Genomic DNA, 17628 nt, shown 5'->3' with positions numbered 1-17628 from the left:
ACGGACGCCGCGGCCCCGCCGGTCGTCCGGCGGGGCCGCGGGCCGGTCGTCGCACCGGCCGGAGCCGAACGACGGAGTCAGAACCCTCCGCCGAAGTCGCCGCCGCCACCGCCACCGAAGTCGCCGCCGCCACCGCCCCCGTAGTCGCCGCCGCCGAACCCGCCGTCGAAGTCGGAGGAGTTGTAGTCGGCCCCGGAGACGTCGCCGCCCTCGTAGCCGGAACCGGCGTCGCCCGCGCCGGCCGCGTAGGCCGGGGTGGCCATCATCGAACCGAGCATCGTGCCGACCAGCAGGCCCGGCAGCAGCCCGCCGCCGCCGAAGCCGCCGAAGTAGCCGCCCGCCCAGGGCCCGTACGCCGGTCCGGCGTTCCAGTACGGCTGCGGCCCGTGCTCGGTCGGGACGGTCCGGATGTCCGGGGCCTGCCCGGCCGCCAGCCGCTCCGCGTCGGCGCGGCAGACCGGGACGGTGCGCGCCGCGCCGTCCGCCGGGGCCCAGTCGGCGTCCTGCACCGACGGGCCGTGCCGCGGGTCGAAGAAGCACGGCGGACGCCGCTCCGGCAGCGGCCTGCTCTCCCGCCGGGCCTCCAGGGTGGCCAGCGCGAACCGGCCGTCCTCCAGCGCCTCGGTGACCGGCTTCACGTCGTGCGGTCCCCTGGCCTCGTCCATCAGACGCTTGGCCCGGTCATAGGAGTCCAGGGCGTGGGTGTAGTCGCCGCGCTGCACGTCGTCCGCGTCCGCGGCACCCGGGTCGAAGTCGAGCCGGTCGAGCTCCTCGCCGTAGGCCGTGATGTCCTCGTCGACGACCCGTCGCAGCTGTGCGAGTTCGGCCCGGCGCTGCTCCTCCTTGCGCCGCTTCGCGCGGCGGAAGAGCAGGAAGACGCCGGTACCGGCCAGTGCGAGCAGGGCCAGCGGGACCACGATCGCGGCGGTCGAGGCGCCGCCCGCACCGCTGTTCACACCGTTCCCCTTGACCTGCGGGGCGGCGGTGTCGACGAAGTCGTCGAGGGTGGCGCCGATGTCGCCGGGGTGCGAGCGGAAGGAGGCGCCCGCGATCCGTTCGGCGCTCTCGCTGGCCAGCGCGGCCCGGTCCGAGCGGGCCTGGAACTGGTCGCCGCGCCAGACGGCGTAGGTACCGGTGATGCCGACCTTGGTCCGCAGGTCGTCGAAGACCGTCTGGGCGCCGTAGGGAGCCGCGGCCGGGACCACCGCGACGAAGATCGGCTTGTCGGTCTTGCGGATCTTCTCGGTCAGCGCGTCGGCCTGCCCCTGGTCGAACCGGCCGGCCATGGCCGGGTCGACGTACACCCGGCCCTGCTTGAGCGTGGCGGCCGCGTCGTCCAGCCCGCCCGCCGCCGAGGCCGCCGGCGTCACCAGGAGCAGCAAGCCGAGCAGCAGCCCGAGCAGCGCCGCCACCAGGGCCGGCGGCCCGGCGGCCCGGGAACGTCGTCGAGCAAGGGTTCTCATGCCATCGACGCTACCTCTCCGGGCCCTCCGGCACGGCATACCCGTCGGGTACGGCCTGCCGGGTGACCCCCACCGTCCGCCGGGGTGCGTCCCCTCCCCGGGGATGATCTCTACCCGGGCGGGTCCCTGAGCCGGGCGGGCGGCGGGAACCCGGCCACCTGCCCGGACGTACGTTCCGGCGGGTCACCGCAGCTCGCGACGACCACCGGGGGGCGGTCCGACCGTACTCCGCGACCGGGCATAGTGGTGGCCGTACGGCCCGTTCATGACCTTCTCTTGACCATTCCTCCCGCACTCCTCTCCTCCCGCATTCCTCTCGATCGGAGCACAGCGTGTTGATCGGCCTCGTCACCGCCGTGGCGGCCTCCGCCTGCTACGGCATCGGCTCGGTCCTGCAGGCCGTCGGATCACGCCGCTCCGCCCGGGAGGAGGCCGCCAAGGGCGCCTCCGCCGCCGGGACCACCGCGCACGGCGGGCCGAGCCTCTCCTCCACCGCCAAGGCGGCCGTGACCTGGGAGTTCATCCTCGGCACGGTGCTGGACTTCATCGGCTTCGGCCTCGGCGCGCTGGCCGCCCGGCTGCTGCCGCTGTTCCTCTCCCAGACCATCATCAGCGCCAACCTGGTGATCACCGCGGTGCTGTCGATCAAGCTGCTCGGGATCCGGCTCAAGCAGCTGGAGTGGGTGTCGATCGGCGTGCTCTGCTCGGCGCTGGTGCTGCTGGCGGTCTCGGCCGGACCGGAGGGCGGCCACCACGCCGCGATGGCCTTCCACTGGGGGCTGCTGGCGATCACCACCGTGCTGCTGGTCGGCGGTGGCCTGCTGGTCCGCCGGATGGGGGCCAACGGCGCGATCGTCGCCGGCCTGCTCTCCGGTCTGGGCTTCGGCGCGCTCGGCGTCGGCGTGCGCATCCTCAACGGGATCGAGCCGTTCGAGCTCGGCGCGCTGCTCTCCGACCCGGCCCTGTACGCGATCCTCGTCGGCGGCATCGGCGGCATGTACGTGCACACCGTGGCGCTGCAGATCGGCTCGGTGAACGGGGCCACCGCGGCCCTGGTCGTCGGTGAGACGGTGCTGCCCGGCGCGGTCGGCGTGCTCTGGCTCGGCGACTCCTCGAAGGCCGGGCTCGGCTGGCTCGGCGTGGCCGGCTTCCTGCTCTCGGTGGTCGCGGCGGTCGGCGTCGCCTACTTCGGCCAGGACACCCACGGCGCGCCCGAATCCGAACGGCCGCAGCCCGAACTCGCCAAGCACTGAGGCCGCTCAGCCCCCGCTGCGGACCCGCGGCACCCGCTGGCAGCGGGGGCAGAAGTAGCTGGACCGGTTCATCCAGGCGGCCCGCCGGATCGGCGTCCCGCAGCGCCGGCACGGCTCCTGCTCGCGGCCGTAGGCGTCCAGGTCCCGGGAGAAGTAGCCGCTCTCGCCGTTCACGTTGACGTACAGGCTGTCGAAACTGGTGCCACCGACGGCCAGCGCCGCGGACATCACGTCCCGGGCGTTGGCCAGCAGCAGCAGCGCCTGCGGGCGGGTGAGGGACCCGGTCGGGCGGTCGTAGTGCAGCCGGGTGCGCCAGAGCGCCTCGTCCGCGTAGATGTTGCCGACCCCGCTGATCAGCGTCTGGTCCAGCAGCGCGCGCTTGACGGTGGTGCGCCTGAGGCGCAGCGCGGTCACGAAGGCGGCGTCGTCGAAGCGCGGGTCGAGCGGGTCGCGGGCGATGTGCGCGATGGAGACCGGGGTGCCCTCCGGGTCGCCGTCCTCGGCCTCCTCGACCGCCAGCCCGCCGAAGGTCCGCTGGTCGACGAAGCGCAGCTCGCGCCCGCCGTCGCCGAACCGCAGCCGGACCCGCAGGTGCTTCTCGTCCGGCGCGGACGGGTCCTGGACGAGCAGCTGGCCGCTCATCCCGAGGTGGCCGATCAGCGCGAACCCGGTCCCGGTGCCGGCGAGCGGCACCCACAGGTACTTGCCCCGCCGCTGCACGGTGCCGAGGGTGGTGCCGGTGAGCCGGGCGGTGAAGTCGGCCGCGCCGGCCTGCTGGCGCCGCACCGCACGCGGGTGCAGCACCTCGACCCCGGCCACGGTCCGTCCGGCGACCCAGTTCGCCAGACCGCGGCGGACGACCTCGACCTCGGGAAGTTCGGGCACGGGAACAAGCCTCCTGCGACGGGGAACTGCGTCTGCTGGAGGAAGGCTACTGCGTGCTCAGGCGCCGCCGGGCAGGCGGTCGGCGTACTTCTCCTTGATCGCCCGCCAGGCGCTCTCCGCGGCCTTCTGCTCGGCTTCCTTCTTCGAGCGGCCGACGCCGCTGCCGAAGTCCTCGCCGGCCACCCGGGCCGCCGCGGTGAAGGTCTTCTCGTGGTCCGGACCGGATTCCTCGACCACGTACTCCGGCACTCCGATGCCCACCGAGGCGGTGAGCTCCTGGAGGCTGGTCTTCCAGTCCAGGCCCGCGCCCAGCTGAGAGGATTCCTCGATCAGCGGGTCGAACAGCCGGTGGACGAACTCGGTGGCCGCGTCCAGGCCCTGGTCCAGGTAGACGGCGCCGATCACGGCCTCGACGGTGTCGGCGAGGATCGACGACTTGTCGCGGCCTCCGGTGCCCTCCTCGCCCTTGCCGAGCCGGATGAACGTGCCGAGCTCCAGGCCGCGTCCGACGTCGGCGAGCGCGCGCGAGTTGACCACCGCGGCGCGCAGCTTGGCGAGCGTGCCCTCCGGGACGTCCGGGTGGACGCGGTAGAGGGTGTCGGTCACCACCAGGCCCAGCACCGAGTCGCCGAGGAACTCCAGGCGCTCGTTGGTGGGCAGCCCGCCGTTCTCGTACGCGTACGAGCGGTGGGTCAGGGCACGCACCAGAAGGGCGCGCTCGAGCGTGTACCCGAGGCGCCCTTCCAGGACGTCGTATTCGGTCGAAGCCGGCCCGCCGGCCTTTCCGCCACCCGAAGGAGCCTTCGTTGCGGTGGTCGCCTTGCGGGAAGAGTTACCGTCCGACATCGATCCGTGCACCCCGCCGATCAGACCGAGAGGACCTGGCGACGGTTGTACGTGCCGCAGCTCGGGCACGCGATGTGACCCAGCTTCGGCTCGTGGCAGCGGTCGCACGCCACGAGGGCCGGGACAACGGCCTTCCAGTTGGACCGACGGTGGCGCGTGTTGCTGCGCGACATCTTCCGCTTCGGAACAGCCACGGCTACTTCTCCTGGTTCTCGGCGAGACCCTCACGGGTGTCGCTGTACTTGATTCCGTCACCCTCGTCGCCAGGGGCGGCGGAGAGTCCCTGCAGAGCCGCCCACCGGGGGTCGGCGGCGTCGTGGTGGTGCGCCGGGTCGTCGCTCAGGCGCGCTCCGCACTCGGAGCACAGGCCCAGGCAGTCTTCCTGGCACACCGGCTGCAGCGGCAGTGCGAGCACCACCGCGTCACGCAGCACCGGCCGGAGGTCGAAGTAGTCGCCCTCCAGACGGTAAGTCTCTTCTTCCGAGTCCTCTTCGAGGTCCTCGGTCCCGGCGGTCCGGGCGCGATGGCGCTCGTCGGACTCCGGGTAGTAGTACAGCTCCTGGAAGTCCACGTCGAGGTCGAACTCGACCGGCTCCAGGCACCGTACACACTCGCCCTCGACCACGGTCTCGGCGGTGCCGGTCACCAGCACGCCCTCGACCACGGACTCCAGGCGGAGCTCCAGAACCATCTCACTCTTCTCGGGAACACCGATCACGTCGATGATCCCCAGGCCCTCGGGGGCCTCCAGGGTCCGGCTCACCTTGCGCAGCGCACCCGGACGACGGCCCAGCTCGTGCGTGTCGAACACGAGGGGGTCGCGGTGGTCGAGGCGGTTCAAGGTGTCCTGACTTCCTGAGAAAACTGATGTGCGGCGCCACTCATCGAATGGATGCGCGGGCAGACCGACGGCCCGACACGGAGAGGCCGGAGTGGTCAGACTACCGGAGTCTCCGGCCAGGCCCAACTTCGCTCCCGGCCACTACCTCCCGCCGAGCTCCCGGAGCCGGGTCATGTCGATCATGCTGGTGTCGAAGAAGCTGGTCTCGTCCAGGCCGGGCTGCGCCTGCTGCGGAAGGGCCGGCGGGTTGGCCGGCGGCTGCGGGTAGCCGGCCCCGGCCTCGGGCTGGGGGTTGCCCCAGGCGTCGTACTGCTGGGCGGCGTACCCCTGGTGCTGGGGCGGGTAGTCGTACCCGCCCTGCTGGCCCTGCCGGCCCTCCGGGTAGCCGGGTTGCTGCACGTGCTGGACCTGCTGCGCGTGCTGGATCTGCGGGACCTGCTGGCCGTAGCCGTACTGGCCGGCGTACGGGTCGCCCCCCTGGCCGATCGCCGGGTCGAAGCCGCCGCCGTACACCTCCGCGTACTGGCCGCCGCCCTGCTGCGCGGCCGCGTACTGGTCGGCCCCCGGGGACTGCCAGCCCGCCGCCGCCGGGGCCTGCTCCGGCCAGCTCTGCTGCTGCGGAACCTCCTCGCGGTACCACGCGATGTCGGCACCGTCGGCGTCCCCGGCGAAGCCCGCGGCGACCGCCTCGGCCCGCTCCTTGGCCTGCTGCGCCTGGTCGGCGGCGGCCAGGTAGGCGCCCAGCTCGTCGATCGGCCGCTTGCCGAGCAGCTTGTCGCGGCCCTTGCCGACCGCCTCCAGGGTCGCGCTGAGCACGTTCTCCAGGGTGGCGAGCTTCACATCGACGTACTCGTCGACCTCGGGGCTCGGGCTGGTCCGCTGCGGCCGGAACTCCTCGCCGTCGCTCTCGCCGTCGAAGTCGTTCTCGAAGACGCTCGCGTCGCCGCGCAGCTTGGTCCGGCCGCGGCCGACGGCGCCGAGCGTCTTGGTGAGCACGACCTCGAAGTTGGCCAGCTTGCTGTCCACGTAGTCGTCGGCCTCGGCGCGCTTGGTGTCGACCTCGGCGCGGGCCTCGACGAGGATCCGGTCGGCCTCGGCCTGGGCGCGGCGGACCACCTCGGTGTCGGAGATCAGCGAGCCCCGTTCGGCGTGCGCCCCCTGGATGATCCGGTCGGCCTCGGACTGGGCGTCCGCGACCACCGACTCGTGGTCGGCCATCACCGACTGGGCCTGGGCCAACTCGGCGGGCAGTGCCGAGCGCAGGTCCTGGAGCAGGCCGACCAGCTCGGCCCGGTTCACCACGCAGGAGGCCGACATGGGCATCGAGCGGGCGTTCTCGACGGCGGCCACGATCTCGTCGACCTTGTTCTGCACGTCCACGGGGCTTCGTCTTTCCGTGTGCCGCCGACGGTCCGGCGGAGGCAGCGCCCGGCGCGGTGCACCTCACCGCAGGGCAGGAATACAGACTGTACGGCCACGGCGGGGCGAGGTCACAACGTCCGGACGGGGCCGACCACCCACCTGACCGACATACCGTGACGAACCGGCAGAAACGGACCGGAGGTCACCACCGGGCCCACCCCGCGGGCCGGCCGCCCCGTCGCGCGCTACCGCCCGGCGCGCCGCTCGGCGATCCGCTCGACCAGGCGGCCGTGCACCGTCTCCGGCAGCAGGTGCGAGACGTCGCCGCCGTACGAGGCCACCTCCTTGACCAGCGTCGAGGAGAGGAAGCTGTACGTCGGCGACGTCGGCACGAAGAGCGTCTCGACGCCGGTCAGCCCGTGGTTCATCTGGGCCATCTGCAGCTCGTAGTCGAAGTCGCTGACGGCGCGCAGGCCCTTGATGATCGCCGGGATGTCCCGCTCCCGGCAGAAGTCCACCAGCAGGCCGAGGTGCGACTCGACCACGACGTTCCCGTACTGCGCGGTGGTCTCCTCGATCAGCGCGATCCGCTCCTCGACGCTGAACATGCCCTCCTTGTTGCGGTTGATCAACACCGCGACGTGCACCACGTCGTACAGCTTCGAGGCCCGCTCGATGATGTCGAGGTGACCGTTGGTGATCGGGTCGAACGATCCGGGGCAGACGGCACGGCGCATGGCGTTGGTGCTCCCTCATGGGGTGACGAGACTGCTTCGGGCCTCGGCCCGCTACGGGTGGCGACGGGTCTCGGCGGCGGCGCGACCGTACCAGAGGGTGCCCTCGCCGTACCGGCGCGAGCGCAGTACCTCGAAGCCCTCCGGCCAGCCGAACTCGCCGCCCCGGGTGCTGCGCTCCACGGTGACGAGTGCGTCGGCCGCGAGCCAGCCCCCGGCCGACAGTGTGATCAGCATCTCGCGCACCTCGTCGTCGGTGACGACGTACGGCGGGTCGAGGAAGACGAGGTCGTACGGAGCCTCCGGAGCCGGCCCGGCGATCACCTTCTCCGCCCTGGCGGCCTTCACCAGCGCGCCCGGCAGTCCGATCGTCCGGACGTTCTCCCGGATCACCCGGGCCGCCTGGGCGTCGGCCTCGACCAGCAGCACGTGCTCGGCGCCGCGCGACAGCGCCTCCAGGCCGACCGCGCCGGACCCGCCGAACAGGTCCAGCATCCGGATGCCGTGCAGGGTGCCGCGCAGCGCCTCCAGGGTGGAGAACATCGCCTCGCGGGCCTTGTCGGAGGTCGGGCGGGTGCCCCGACCGGGCGGTACGGCCAGTCGGCGGCCGCCGGCCGCCCCGGCGATCACGCGGGTCATGGTGGTGGGAGGTCCTTTCGTCGCTGCCCGACCACGCTATACGGGCCGGGCCCCGCCGGTCCGACCGGCGGGGCCCTCCCCCTCACTTCAGCTCGTCACCGCGGACGCCGCGCCCCCGTCGCGCCCCCGTCGCACCCACGGACCGGATGCCGGCTACTCCCCCGCCGCCTGGGCCGGGACGGCCGCGCCGAGCAGCGTCGGCGAGGCGTAGCGGGACCAGGAGAGGCAGCCGTCGGGCGGGCAGTACTCGGGGCGGCGCGGGTCGTGGCCGAGCTCCCGCAGCTTGGTGCGGACGGAGTCGGGCGTACGGCCGAAGCGGGCGGCGATCCGGGCGACGGTCTCGTTCTCGTGGAACCGCCGGACCAGTTCCTCCTCGTGCTGCGGCACCCAGGGGGCGCCGTGTCCGGGGTAGAGCTCGCGCAGCACGTCACGGTCGGGGATGGGCTCGGAGACGTCGGCGACGATCGCCAGGGCCCGGAGCGCCCGGTTGAGCGCGATCCGGAGCGAGGCGACGTCCTCGACCGGCAGCCGCAGCCGTCCGGAGGCGAGCGGCGCGGCCGCTTCCCCCTCGCGCCAGCCGGTGAGGGTGAGGGTGACCTCGCGGTCGTCGTCGCTGGCGAGTTCGATCCGGAAGACCTTGTCGCCCAGCGGGAGCTCGTTGAGATGACGGAATGCCATGGCAAAACCCCCAAGTGTCGCGCCAGGAACGCACCTTGGGGGTGCGTCCTGAACACCTTCATTCTCTCCCGGGGGTCTGACAATCGGGCTCTGCCGAGCGGGCCTCAGCCCTTCTCCAGATACTCCGCACGGTCCTCGTCGAGCAGGCTCGCCAGCGCGGTGCGCAGCTCCGGGTGGGCGGTCAGCCCGGGGTCCTCGGCGACCAGCCGGGTGGCCTCGGTGCGGGCGGTCACGATGACCTCCTCGTCCTCCAGCACCGAGAGCACCTTGAGCGAGGACTTCACACCCGACTGCGCCTGGCCCAGGACGTCGCCCTCGCGGCGCTGTTCGAGGTCGATCCGGGACAGCTGGAAGCCGTCCAGCGTGCCGGCCACCGCGTCCAGCCGGGCCCGGGCGGCGCTGCCCGCGGGCATGTCGCTGACCAGCAGGCAGAGCCCGGCGGCGGAGCCGCGCCCGACCCGGCCGCGGAGCTGGTGGAGCTGGGAGACGCCGAACCGGTCCGCGTCCATGATCACCATCACGGTGGAGTTCGGGACGTTGACGCCGACCTCGATCACCGTGGTCGCGACCAGCACGTCCACCGCGCCGGCCGTGAACCGGCGCATCACGTCGTCCTTGGCCTCGGGCGTCAGCCGGCCGTGCAGGATCTCCACCCGCAGCCCGGCCAGCGGGCCCCCGACCAGCTTCGCGGCGGTCTCCACGACGGAGAGCGGGGGCCGCCGCTCGTCGCTCGCGGCGCCCTCGTCCGGTGCGTCGTCGGTGAGGTCCTCCAGCTCGTCCTCGGCCCGGCGCCGCTTCTTCGCGCCCTTCGCGGCCTTCGGGTCGGCGGGCTCCTCGTCCCCGATCCGGGGGCAGACCACGTACGCCTGGTGGCCCCGGGTCACCTCCTCGCGGACCCGCTCCCAGGCCCGCGCCAGGAAGTTGGGCTTCTCGACGGCCGGGACGACGTGGGTGGAGATGGGCGAGCGGCCGGCCGGAAGCTGGTCCAGCACGGAGGTCTCCAAGTCCCCGAAGACGGTCATCGCGACGGTGCGCGGGATCGGGGTGGCGGTCATCACCAGCAGGTGCGGCGGCTGGTCGCCCTTGGCGCGCAGCGCGTCGCGCTGCTCGACGCCGAAGCGGTGCTGCTCGTCGACCACGACCAGGCCGAGGTCCTGGAACTGCACCTTGTCCTCGATCAGCGCGTGGGTGCCGATCGCGATGCCGGCGTCCCCGCAGGCCATGTCGAGCAGCACCTGGCGGCGGGCCGGGACGCCCATCGAGCCGGTGAGCAGCGCCACCCGGGTGCCCAGGTCGGAGCCGCCGAGCAGACCGCCCTCGGCCAGGTCGCCCATCATCTCGACGATCGAGCGGTGGTGCTGCTGGGCCAGGACCTCGGTGGGCGCGAGCAGCACCGCCTGTCCGCCGGCGTCCACCACGGCGAGCATGGCGCGCAGCGCGACCAGGGTCTTGCCGGAGCCGACCTCGCCCTGGAGCAGGCGGTGCATCGGGTGTTCGCCCGCCAGGTCGGCGGCGATCTCCGCGGAGACCTTCTGCTGGCCCTCCGTGAGGGTGAACGGCAGCCGGGCGTCGAAGGCGTCGAGCAGGCCGCCCTCCCGGGCCCTGCGCGGCTTGGCGGGCAGGGCGGAGTCGGCGGCCCGGCGCTGCGCGAGGGCGACCTGGAGGACGAACGCCTCGTCCCAGCGGAGCCGTTCCTGGGCGCGTTCGCGGTCGGCCTGGTTGCGCGGGCGGTGGATCAGTTCGAGCGCCTCGGGCAGCGGGATCAGGTCGTGCCGCTCGCGCAGTTCGGCGGGGAGCGGCTCGCCGACGTCGGACAGGTGCTTGGTGAGCGCCGTCTCGACGCAGAGCGAGAGCTTCCAGCTGGGCATCTGGGCGCTGGCGCCGTACACGGGGATGAGCCGGCCGGCGAACTGCTGGGCGGCGCCGGCGTCCGCGTCCGCGTCGAGCAGCTGGTAGTCCGGCGAGACCAGCTGGCGGGTGCGGTTGAAGACGCCCACCTTGCCCGCGAACAGGCCCTGGGAGCCGCCCTTCAGCTCCTTCTGCCGCCAGCCCTGGTTGAAGAAGACCAGCGAGAGCCGGCTGCGGCCGTCGGTGACGACGACCTCCAGCCGGTCGCCCTTGCGCCCGCGGAACGGGATCAGGGTGACCTTCTCGACCCTGGCCAGCACGGTGACGTGCTCGTCGATCTCCAGCTCGTCCAGGCTGGTGAGCTGGCCGCGTTCGACGTAGCGGCGCGGGTAGTGGTGCAGCAGGTCCCCGACCGTGCGCAGCTTGAGGCTGTCGGCGAGCACCTTGGCGGTCCGGTCGCCGACGAGCTTGGTCAGTGGTTCATCGAGAGCGCCCATCAGGGCCTTGTTTACACCACGGGACCGACAGACCGGCCCTCACTCCGCCGACGCGCCCTCCGGCCGCCCCGGTCCGGCGCGGCCCGCGGAGCCGCCCGCGGAGCCGCCTCACTCCACGCCGATGAGCAGCGGCGCCGACTCCTGGCCGCCGTGGAAGACCACCGCGTCCACCTCGGGCCGCCGGTGCCGGGCGTGCGCGACCATCCGCTCGGCCAGCCCCTCGGGCGCGCCCTCGCCGAGGATCAGGGTGACCAGTTCGCCGCCGGCGCCGAGCATCCGGTCCAGCACGCTCGTGCCGACCTCGGCCAGCCCGGTGCCGATCACCGCGACGTCCCCGTCGATCAGGCCGAGCACGTCGCCGGCCTGGCAGACCCCGGCCATGGTCCAGGACTCCCCCTCGGCGACCGCCAGTTCGGCGTACCGGGTGGCGCCGGCCGCGGAGGTCATGGCGACCACGTCCTCGTCGAAGCGCCGGGCGGACTCGTGCACGGCGAGCGCGGCCAGGCCCTGGACCGGCGACCGGGTGGGCAGGACGGCGATCCGGACGCCCTCCTCGCGCAGCTGGTCGGCGGCGGCGCCCGCGGCGGCCCGCAGCTCCGGGTCGTTGAGCAGCAGCACGACCTCGCGGGCGGCGGACCGGCGGACGGCGGCGGTGAGTTCGGCGCTGGCCGGCGGGCGGCCGGGCTCGGCGTGCAGCACGACCGCGCCGGCCTGCTCGCAGAGTTCGGCCAGGCCCGCGCCCGAGACCACCGAGAGCACCGCGCGGGTGCGCCGCTCGGCCTCGCCGCGGTCGGCGGCGGTGCCGGCCCGGGCGGCGGCCTCGGCGAAGTGGGTGATCCGGATCTGGTGCGGACGCCCGGCCCCGACCCCGGCCTCGACGGCGGCGCCCGCGTCGTCCACGTGGACGTGCACGTTCCAGAGTCCGTCGCCGCCGCCGACCACCAGCGAGTCGCCGAGACCCGCCAGCCGTTCGCGCAGCGCCGGCAGGGCCTCGTCGGGGGCGTCCAGCAGGTAGATGACCTCGAACGCGGGGTGGCCCGGCCCGGGCGGGCGGACGTGTCCGGAGCAGCTCTCCACCACGTGGAGGTCCCCGCGCAGGGCGACCGGGCCCATCGGCTGGTGCCCGGCCACCGCGTCGGCGAGCGCGCCGAGGACGGCGACCAGGCCCCGGCCCCCGGCGTCCACCACCCCGTTCTCGGCGAGCACGGCGAGCTGTTCGGGGGTGCGCCGCAGCGCGTCCCGGGCGGCCCGGTACGCGGTGTCGGCGACCTGGCCGAGCCCCGCACCGGCCCGGCCCGCCTCCCGGGCGGCGACCCGGGCGACGGTGAGCAGGGTGCCCTCGACCGGCTCGGCGACGGCCTGGTAGGCGGAGTCGGCGGCCCGTTGGAGGGCGGCCCGCAGCTGGTCGGCGCCGCCGCCCTCGGCGAGCATCTCGGCGGTGCCGCGCAGCCACTGGGCGAGGATCACCCCGGAGTTGCCGCGGGCGCCGACCAGCGCGCCGCGGGCCATCGCCCGGGCGGTCTCGGCGAGCCCCGGCACCCCGCCCGGTCCCGGGTCGGCGAACCGGCTCTCCACCGCCGCGGCGGCCGACTCGACGGTCAGGTACAGGTTGGTGCCGGTGTCGCCGTCCGGGACGGGATAGACGTTGAGTGCGTCGATCTCCTCACGGGCCTGGCCGAGCGCGCGCAGGGCCAGCTGGCACCAGCTGCGCACGGCCGGGGCGTCGAGCGTGTGCAGCACCAGGTCTCCTCCGGATGGGACGCCGTGATGGCCTGAGGGTGAACGGCGAGGGGTGATACCGGCAGGTTATCGGGGGCCGCAGGACGGTGCCCGGAGCGGCGGGCAGAGCGATCACTCGGCCGGTCGTGGTAGTTTCGTTGAACGGAAGCAAGCGTTGTATGCTCTTCCGGTTGCCTGGAACAGGTTCAGGCTCACCCTTCGGCCCGGTCCGGTTCACGCGAGTGCTCCGCTGGTCCAGCGGGGTTTTCGAACGTAAATGATCTGAAGTCTTGGAGTGACTCCTGTGGCTGCCAACTGCGACGTCTGCGGCAAGGGGCCGGGCTTCGGCAACAGCATCTCCCACTCTCACCGCCGTACCCCCCGTCGTTGGAACCCCAACATTCAGACGGTGCGCGCTGTGATTGGGCGGACGCCGAAGCGGCTCAACGTCTGCACCTCGTGCATCAAGGCCGGTAAGGTCTCGCGCTGACGCGCAGACCGGTACGCCGGTCCTCCAGCAAGCCGGTTCATCCTCGGATGAGCCGGCTTCCTGTTTGCCCGGCGAACCCCGCCGACCCTTCCGCCGATGGGCGGGCCCCCGGGCCCGCCCATCGGTCTTTCCGGTCGGTTCAGCGCCAACGCCAGGCGTGGTCGACCGGCCCGATCCCGCCTCCCAGCGCGAACCCGCCGGCGATCGCGCCGGTGATGTACTCCTTCGCGGAGGCCACGGCCTCCGGCAGCGGCTCGCCCTTGGCCAGTCCGGAGGCGATCGCGCTGGCCAGCGTGCAGCCCGTGCCGTGGGTGTGCCGGTTGTCGTGGCGCGGTGCCCGGAACCAGTACTCCTCCCCCGCGCCGCCGTGGAGCAGGTCGGCCGCGTCGCCCTCCAGGTGGCCGCCCTTGACCAGCACCCAGCGCGGCCCGAGGTCGAGCAGCGCCTTGGCCGCGTCCGCCATCTGCGCCTCGTTCTCCACGGTGCGCCCGGTGAGCTGCGTCACCTCGTGCAGGTTGGGCGTGGCGAGGGTGGCGACCGGCAGCAGCTTCTCGCGGACGGTCGCGACGGCCTCGGCGGCGAGCAGCGCGTCGCCGTGCTTGGAGACGCCGACCGGGTCGACCACGACGGGCACGTCGACGTCGACCAGCAGTCCGGCGACGGTCTCCACCAGTTCGACGGAGGCGAGCATGCCGGTCTTCACGGCCTGGACGCCGATGTCGTCCACCACGCTGCGGAACTGGGCGCGGACGGCCTCGGCGGGGAGTTCCCAGTAGCCCTGGACGCCGAGCGAGTTCTGCGCGGTGACGGCCGTGATCACGCTCATGCCGTGGACGCCGAGGGCGAGCATCGCCTTGAGGTCGGCCTGGATGCCGGCGCCGCCGCCGGAGTCGGAGCCGGCCACCGTGAGGACGCGGGGAGGTGCGGCGGAGGGGCCGCCCGGCGACGGGCGGCCGCCGGGGGCGGGAGTGGAGGACGGGAGCGACATGCCCTCCAACCTACCGGCGCCGGTTCAGAGCACCGCCTCCGACTCCGCCCAGCGGTCCTCCGGCACGGTCTTGAGCCGGGTGACGGCCTCGGCGACCGGCACCAGGCGGATCTCGCCCCGGCGCAGCGCGGTGAAGTGGCCGAACGCGCCCTGGTGGACGGCCTCGACCGCGTGCCAGCCGAACCGGGTGGCGAGCACCCGGTCCCGGGCGGTCGGGGTGCCGCCTCGCTGGGTGTGGCCGAGGATGACCGGGCGGGCCTCCTTGCCGAGCAGGTTCTCCAGCTCGTGGGCGAGCCGGTTGCCGATCCCGCCGAAGGTGCGGTGCCCGAACCGGTCGACCTCGCCGTGGTCGAAGCGCATGGTGCCGGGCATCGGTGCGGCGCCCTCGGCGACGGCGATGATGGCGAACTTCTTGCCGCGGGCGAAGCGGTCCTCGACCATCCGGGCCACCCCCTCGATGTCGAACGGCTTCTCCGGGATGAGGATGCCGTGCGCGCCGCCCGCCATGCCGGCGGTGAGGGTGATCCAGCCGGTGTGCCGGCCCATCAACTCGACCACCATGACGCGCTGGTGGGATTCGGCGGTGGTCTTCAGCCGGTCGATCGCCTCGGTCGCGACGTGCACCGCGGTGTCGAAGCCGAAGGTGACGTCGGTGGCGTCGATGTCGTTGTCGATGGTCTTGGGCACCCCGACCACGGGGAGTCCGGCGTCGCTGAACATCTTGGCGGCGGTGAGCGTGCCCTCGCCGCCGATCGCGATCAGCGCGTCGATGCCGATGTCGCGGGCGAGGGCCTTGGCGTTCTCCACCGCCCAGGCGATCCGGTCGCGCTGCACCCGGGCCGAGCCGAGGATGGTGCCGCCGAGGGTCAGCAGGCCGGTGACGTCGTCGTGGGAGACCGGGCGGGTGCGGCCCTCGATCAGGCCGAGGAAGCCGTCCTCGATGCCGACGATCTCGTCGCCGTGCACATCGGTTCCCCGGTGCACCACGGAACGGATCACCGCGTTCAGGCCGGGGCAGTCGCCGCCGCTGGTCAGGACACCGATACGCATGGTGGTGTGCTCTCCCGCTCCGAAGTGGTTCAGACCACAGTGGTTCAGACCACTCACGCCGAAGACGGGCGGTCCGGATGCGGCAAGCCTACGCGCTCGGCCCGTCCGGAGCCGGATCGCGGGACGTACCCGGAGCGTCGCGCGCCCTCGGCCGCGCCCCGTTCCCGCCCCCGTTCCCGCCCCCGGCGGGGCGTCAACCCACCGGCCCCGCACGTCCGTCGGCCGCCGGGCCGGCCGACCCACGGAACGACCGACCCTTGAACGGCCGGTCCCGGAACGGCCGGTCCCGCAACGGCCGGCCGCAGGTGGCCGACCGCCGTCACTCCGAGAAGTGGTCCCAGCCGCCGACCCGGTCCCAGGCCTCGCCGTCCACCGTCACCCGGCCGCCGCGCGCCGCCCGGGCCCGCCCCACGACCTCACCGACCACCCGCCAGCGGGCGGGCAGTTGGACCCCGCGCGGGAAGGTCGCCACGATCGCGTGGTCCTCGCCGCCGGAGAGCACCCAGACCAGCGGGTCCACCCCGACCGCCTGCCCGATGTCCGCCATCTGGACCGGGACGTCGAAGTCGGCGGCCCGCAGGTCGATGTCCACCGCGCTGGCCTTGGCGACGTGGCCCAGGTCGGCGACCAGCCCGTCGCTCACGTCGATCATCGAGGTGGCGCCCAACTCGGAGCCGGCCGGACCGGCGTGGTACGGCGGCTCGGGGCGGCGGTGCGCCTCGACGAAGGCCCTCGGGGAGCGGAAGCCGCGCTGCAGCACGGTCAGTCCGGCCGCCGACCAGCCCAGCCAGCCGGTGACCGCCACCACGTCACCCACCTGAGCACCGGCGCGCGTCACGGGCGCACGCCCCTGCAGATCTCCGAGCGCCGTGATGGCCAGCGTGATGGTGTCCCCGCGCACCACGTCGCCGCCGACCACGGTCGCGCCGGCCACCTGGCACTCGTCGCGCAGGCCGTCCATCAGCTCGGTCGCCCAGGTGGTGGGCAGATCGGCGGGCGCGACCAGACCCAGCAGGATCGCGGTCGGCACCGCGCCCATCGCGGCCACGTCGGCGAGGTTCTGCGCGGCGGCCTTGCGGCCCACGTCGTAGGCGGTGGACCAGTCCCGGCGGAAGTGCCGGTTCTCGATCAGCACGTCCGTGGTGGCCACCACCCGGCCGTCCGGCGCCTTCACCACCGCGGCGTCGTCACCCGGGCCGAGGTCGACCGCGTCGGTGAGCGGTACCCGGGCGGTCAGCTCCCTGATGAGTCCGAACTCGCCCAGCTCGCCCACGGTCCCCTGCATCTGCCGTCCTCTCGGTCTCCATCACGTGCGCACCTGCGTCGTACGTCCAAGTCGCTTCCGCGCGCAGCGTACGCCCTCCGACGGCGCACAGGTCTCCCCTCCCTGCCCCGCTGCGCGGTAGCGTGGTGATCAGACTGCCGGTGAGCCCGTGCCCCACCCCCGACGCCTGACCGGGCGATCACGGCGGCGATCCCCGTACCCAGCCGCCGGGAGGTCCCCGTGGTACAGGCCTACATCCTGATTCAGACCGAGGTCGGCAAGGCCAGCTCCGTGGCCGAGTCGATCTCCAAGATCCCCGGTGTCCTCCAGGCCGAGGACGTGACCGGGCCCTACGACGTGATCGTCCGCGCGGAGGCCGACACGGTCGACGACCTCGGCCGCCTCGTCGTCGCGAAGGTTCAGCAGGTCGAGGGAATCACCCGGACCCTGACCTGTCCGGTGGTTCACCTGTAAGCCGCGCATACCATCGGCGGGTGACCCGAGAATTCCGTGCCCCCCGCCTCCTCGCGGCACTGCCGGCCCCGGTCCGTTGGCTGGCGGTGCCGCTCGCGCTGACCTGCACCATCGTGGTGCTGGTCGGCAACTGGGGCGCGCCCGAGAAGGTCGACGCCCCCACGCCCGCCCCCAGGGCCGCCGCGTACTGCCGGGCCCTGGACGCCGCGCTGCCGCAGGACCTGATCGGGCACCCGCGCAAGGACCCCGGGCCCGCCTCCCCGTACACCGCCGCCTGGGCCTCGTCGCCGCGCGTCGTGCTGCGCTGCGGCGTGCCGCACCCGGAGGGGCTGGTCGACGAGAGGCAGAAGGAGATCTCGCCGACGATCAACGACGTCACCTGGTGGCCGGAGCCGCTGAAGGACGGCGGCTACCGGCTCACCGCCACCCAGCGGGCCGTGTTCGTCGAGGTGACCGTCCCCGGCGGGGCCCTCGCCAACCCGCTCGACGCCGCCGCCGCGCTCTCCGACGCGGTGAGGGCCACCATCCCGTAGTGCCGCACGCGCGAGGGCGGGCCCGGGGGAACCCGGGCCCGCCCTCGCGCGTCGTCCGCGGTGC

18 protein-coding genes are annotated in these 17628 nt (G+C 73.5%); 4 read left to right on the top strand and 14 right to left on the bottom strand.

Annotated elements, in window-relative coordinates; all coding sequences use genetic code 11:
- Positions 1-77: 77 nt before the first annotated feature.
- The gene (locus ACFWIC_RS23040; RefSeq protein ID WP_329951669.1) at positions 78-1463 is read right to left on the bottom strand and encodes a hypothetical protein; all 1386 of its coding nucleotides are present in this window, start codon (positions 1461-1463) and stop codon (positions 78-80) included.
- 332 nt (positions 1464-1795) lie between these two features.
- Here ACFWIC_RS23040 and ACFWIC_RS23035 point away from each other — a divergent pair, with 332 nt between their 5' ends.
- On the top strand, positions 1796-2716 hold the full coding sequence (locus ACFWIC_RS23035) for a hypothetical protein (protein WP_380356909.1): 921 nt from the start codon (positions 1796-1798) through the stop codon (positions 2714-2716).
- A 6-nt stretch (positions 2717-2722) separates the two neighbouring features.
- Here ACFWIC_RS23035 and mutM read toward each other — a convergent pair whose 3' ends face one another.
- From mutM to ACFWIC_RS22985, 10 genes are all read right to left on the bottom strand, one after another.
- A complete protein-coding gene (gene mutM, locus ACFWIC_RS23030; protein ID WP_380519898.1) occupies positions 2723-3601 on the bottom strand; it encodes a bifunctional DNA-formamidopyrimidine glycosylase/DNA-(apurinic or apyrimidinic site) lyase in 879 nt (292 codons plus the stop codon).
- Positions 3602-3658: 57 nt separating this feature from the next.
- Positions 3659-4447, bottom strand: coding sequence for a ribonuclease III (rnc, locus tag ACFWIC_RS23025; RefSeq protein WP_329882866.1), 789 nt, complete (start codon positions 4445-4447; stop codon positions 3659-3661).
- 20 nt (positions 4448-4467) lie between these two features.
- Positions 4468-4641: a 50S ribosomal protein L32 gene (gene rpmF, locus ACFWIC_RS23020; RefSeq protein ID WP_030056747.1), complete on the bottom strand. Its 174-nt coding sequence runs from the start codon at positions 4639-4641 to the stop codon at positions 4468-4470.
- Positions 4642-4643: 2 nt separating this feature from the next.
- Entirely contained in the window at positions 4644-5288 is a 645-nt protein-coding gene (locus tag ACFWIC_RS23015) for a DUF177 domain-containing protein (protein ID WP_329882865.1), read from the bottom strand.
- 141 nt (positions 5289-5429) lie between these two features.
- Positions 5430-6668, bottom strand: a complete 1239-nt coding sequence (locus ACFWIC_RS23010; RefSeq protein ID WP_329951667.1) for a cell division initiation protein — start codon at positions 6666-6668, stop codon at positions 5430-5432.
- A 227-nt stretch (positions 6669-6895) separates the two neighbouring features.
- On the bottom strand, positions 6896-7387 hold the full coding sequence (gene coaD / locus ACFWIC_RS23005) for a pantetheine-phosphate adenylyltransferase (protein ID WP_329882863.1): 492 nt from the start codon (positions 7385-7387) through the stop codon (positions 6896-6898).
- A 51-nt stretch (positions 7388-7438) separates the two neighbouring features.
- A complete protein-coding gene (gene rsmD / locus ACFWIC_RS23000) occupies positions 7439-8023 on the bottom strand; it encodes a 16S rRNA (guanine(966)-N(2))-methyltransferase RsmD (RefSeq protein ID WP_329882862.1) in 585 nt (194 codons plus the stop codon).
- A gap of 153 nt (positions 8024-8176) precedes the next feature.
- Positions 8177-8701 (bottom strand): hypothetical protein, encoded by a 525-nt coding sequence (locus ACFWIC_RS22995; RefSeq protein ID WP_329882861.1) that lies wholly within the window; start codon positions 8699-8701, stop codon positions 8177-8179.
- A 104-nt stretch (positions 8702-8805) separates the two neighbouring features.
- Positions 8806-11046, bottom strand: coding sequence for an ATP-dependent DNA helicase RecG (gene recG / locus ACFWIC_RS22990; protein WP_329882860.1), 2241 nt, complete (start codon positions 11044-11046; stop codon positions 8806-8808).
- Between the two features lie 108 nt (positions 11047-11154).
- A complete protein-coding gene (locus ACFWIC_RS22985) occupies positions 11155-12786 on the bottom strand; it encodes a DAK2 domain-containing protein (RefSeq protein WP_329951665.1) in 1632 nt (543 codons plus the stop codon).
- 283 nt (positions 12787-13069) lie between these two features.
- Between ACFWIC_RS22985 and rpmB the strand changes: the two genes are divergently transcribed.
- Positions 13070-13255, top strand: a complete 186-nt coding sequence (gene rpmB, locus ACFWIC_RS22980) for a 50S ribosomal protein L28 (protein WP_014138233.1) — start codon at positions 13070-13072, stop codon at positions 13253-13255.
- Between the two features lie 139 nt (positions 13256-13394).
- Here rpmB and thiD read toward each other — a convergent pair whose 3' ends face one another.
- The 3 genes from thiD to ACFWIC_RS22965 all read right to left on the bottom strand — a co-directional run bounded on the left by thiD (position 13395) and on the right by ACFWIC_RS22965 (position 16578).
- Entirely contained in the window at positions 13395-14243 is an 849-nt protein-coding gene (thiD, locus tag ACFWIC_RS22975; RefSeq protein WP_380519897.1) for a bifunctional hydroxymethylpyrimidine kinase/phosphomethylpyrimidine kinase, read from the bottom strand.
- Positions 14244-14267: 24 nt separating this feature from the next.
- Positions 14268-15293 (bottom strand): 6-phosphofructokinase, encoded by a 1026-nt coding sequence (locus ACFWIC_RS22970; RefSeq protein WP_329951663.1) that lies wholly within the window; start codon positions 15291-15293, stop codon positions 14268-14270.
- A 319-nt stretch (positions 15294-15612) separates the two neighbouring features.
- A complete protein-coding gene (locus ACFWIC_RS22965) occupies positions 15613-16578 on the bottom strand; it encodes a thiamine-phosphate kinase (RefSeq protein WP_329882856.1) in 966 nt (321 codons plus the stop codon).
- Positions 16579-16797: 219 nt separating this feature from the next.
- Here ACFWIC_RS22965 and ACFWIC_RS22960 point away from each other — a divergent pair, with 219 nt between their 5' ends.
- Both ACFWIC_RS22960 and ACFWIC_RS22955 read left to right on the top strand, forming a co-directional pair.
- Complete coding sequence (locus ACFWIC_RS22960) at positions 16798-17031, top strand: Lrp/AsnC ligand binding domain-containing protein (RefSeq protein ID WP_329882855.1); 234 nt, start codon at positions 16798-16800, stop codon at positions 17029-17031.
- A 20-nt stretch (positions 17032-17051) separates the two neighbouring features.
- Complete coding sequence (locus ACFWIC_RS22955) at positions 17052-17564, top strand: DUF3515 family protein (RefSeq protein WP_380519896.1); 513 nt, start codon at positions 17052-17054, stop codon at positions 17562-17564.
- The last annotated feature ends 64 nt before the right edge of the window (positions 17565-17628 follow it).

Origin of the sequence: Kitasatospora sp. NPDC127035, assembly GCF_042726075.1 — a bacterium.
GTDB lineage: Bacteria > Actinomycetota > Actinomycetes > Streptomycetales > Streptomycetaceae > Kitasatospora.
Note: the sequence above shows the minus strand (reverse complement) of the source record. Positions and strands in the feature narration are given on the sequence as shown.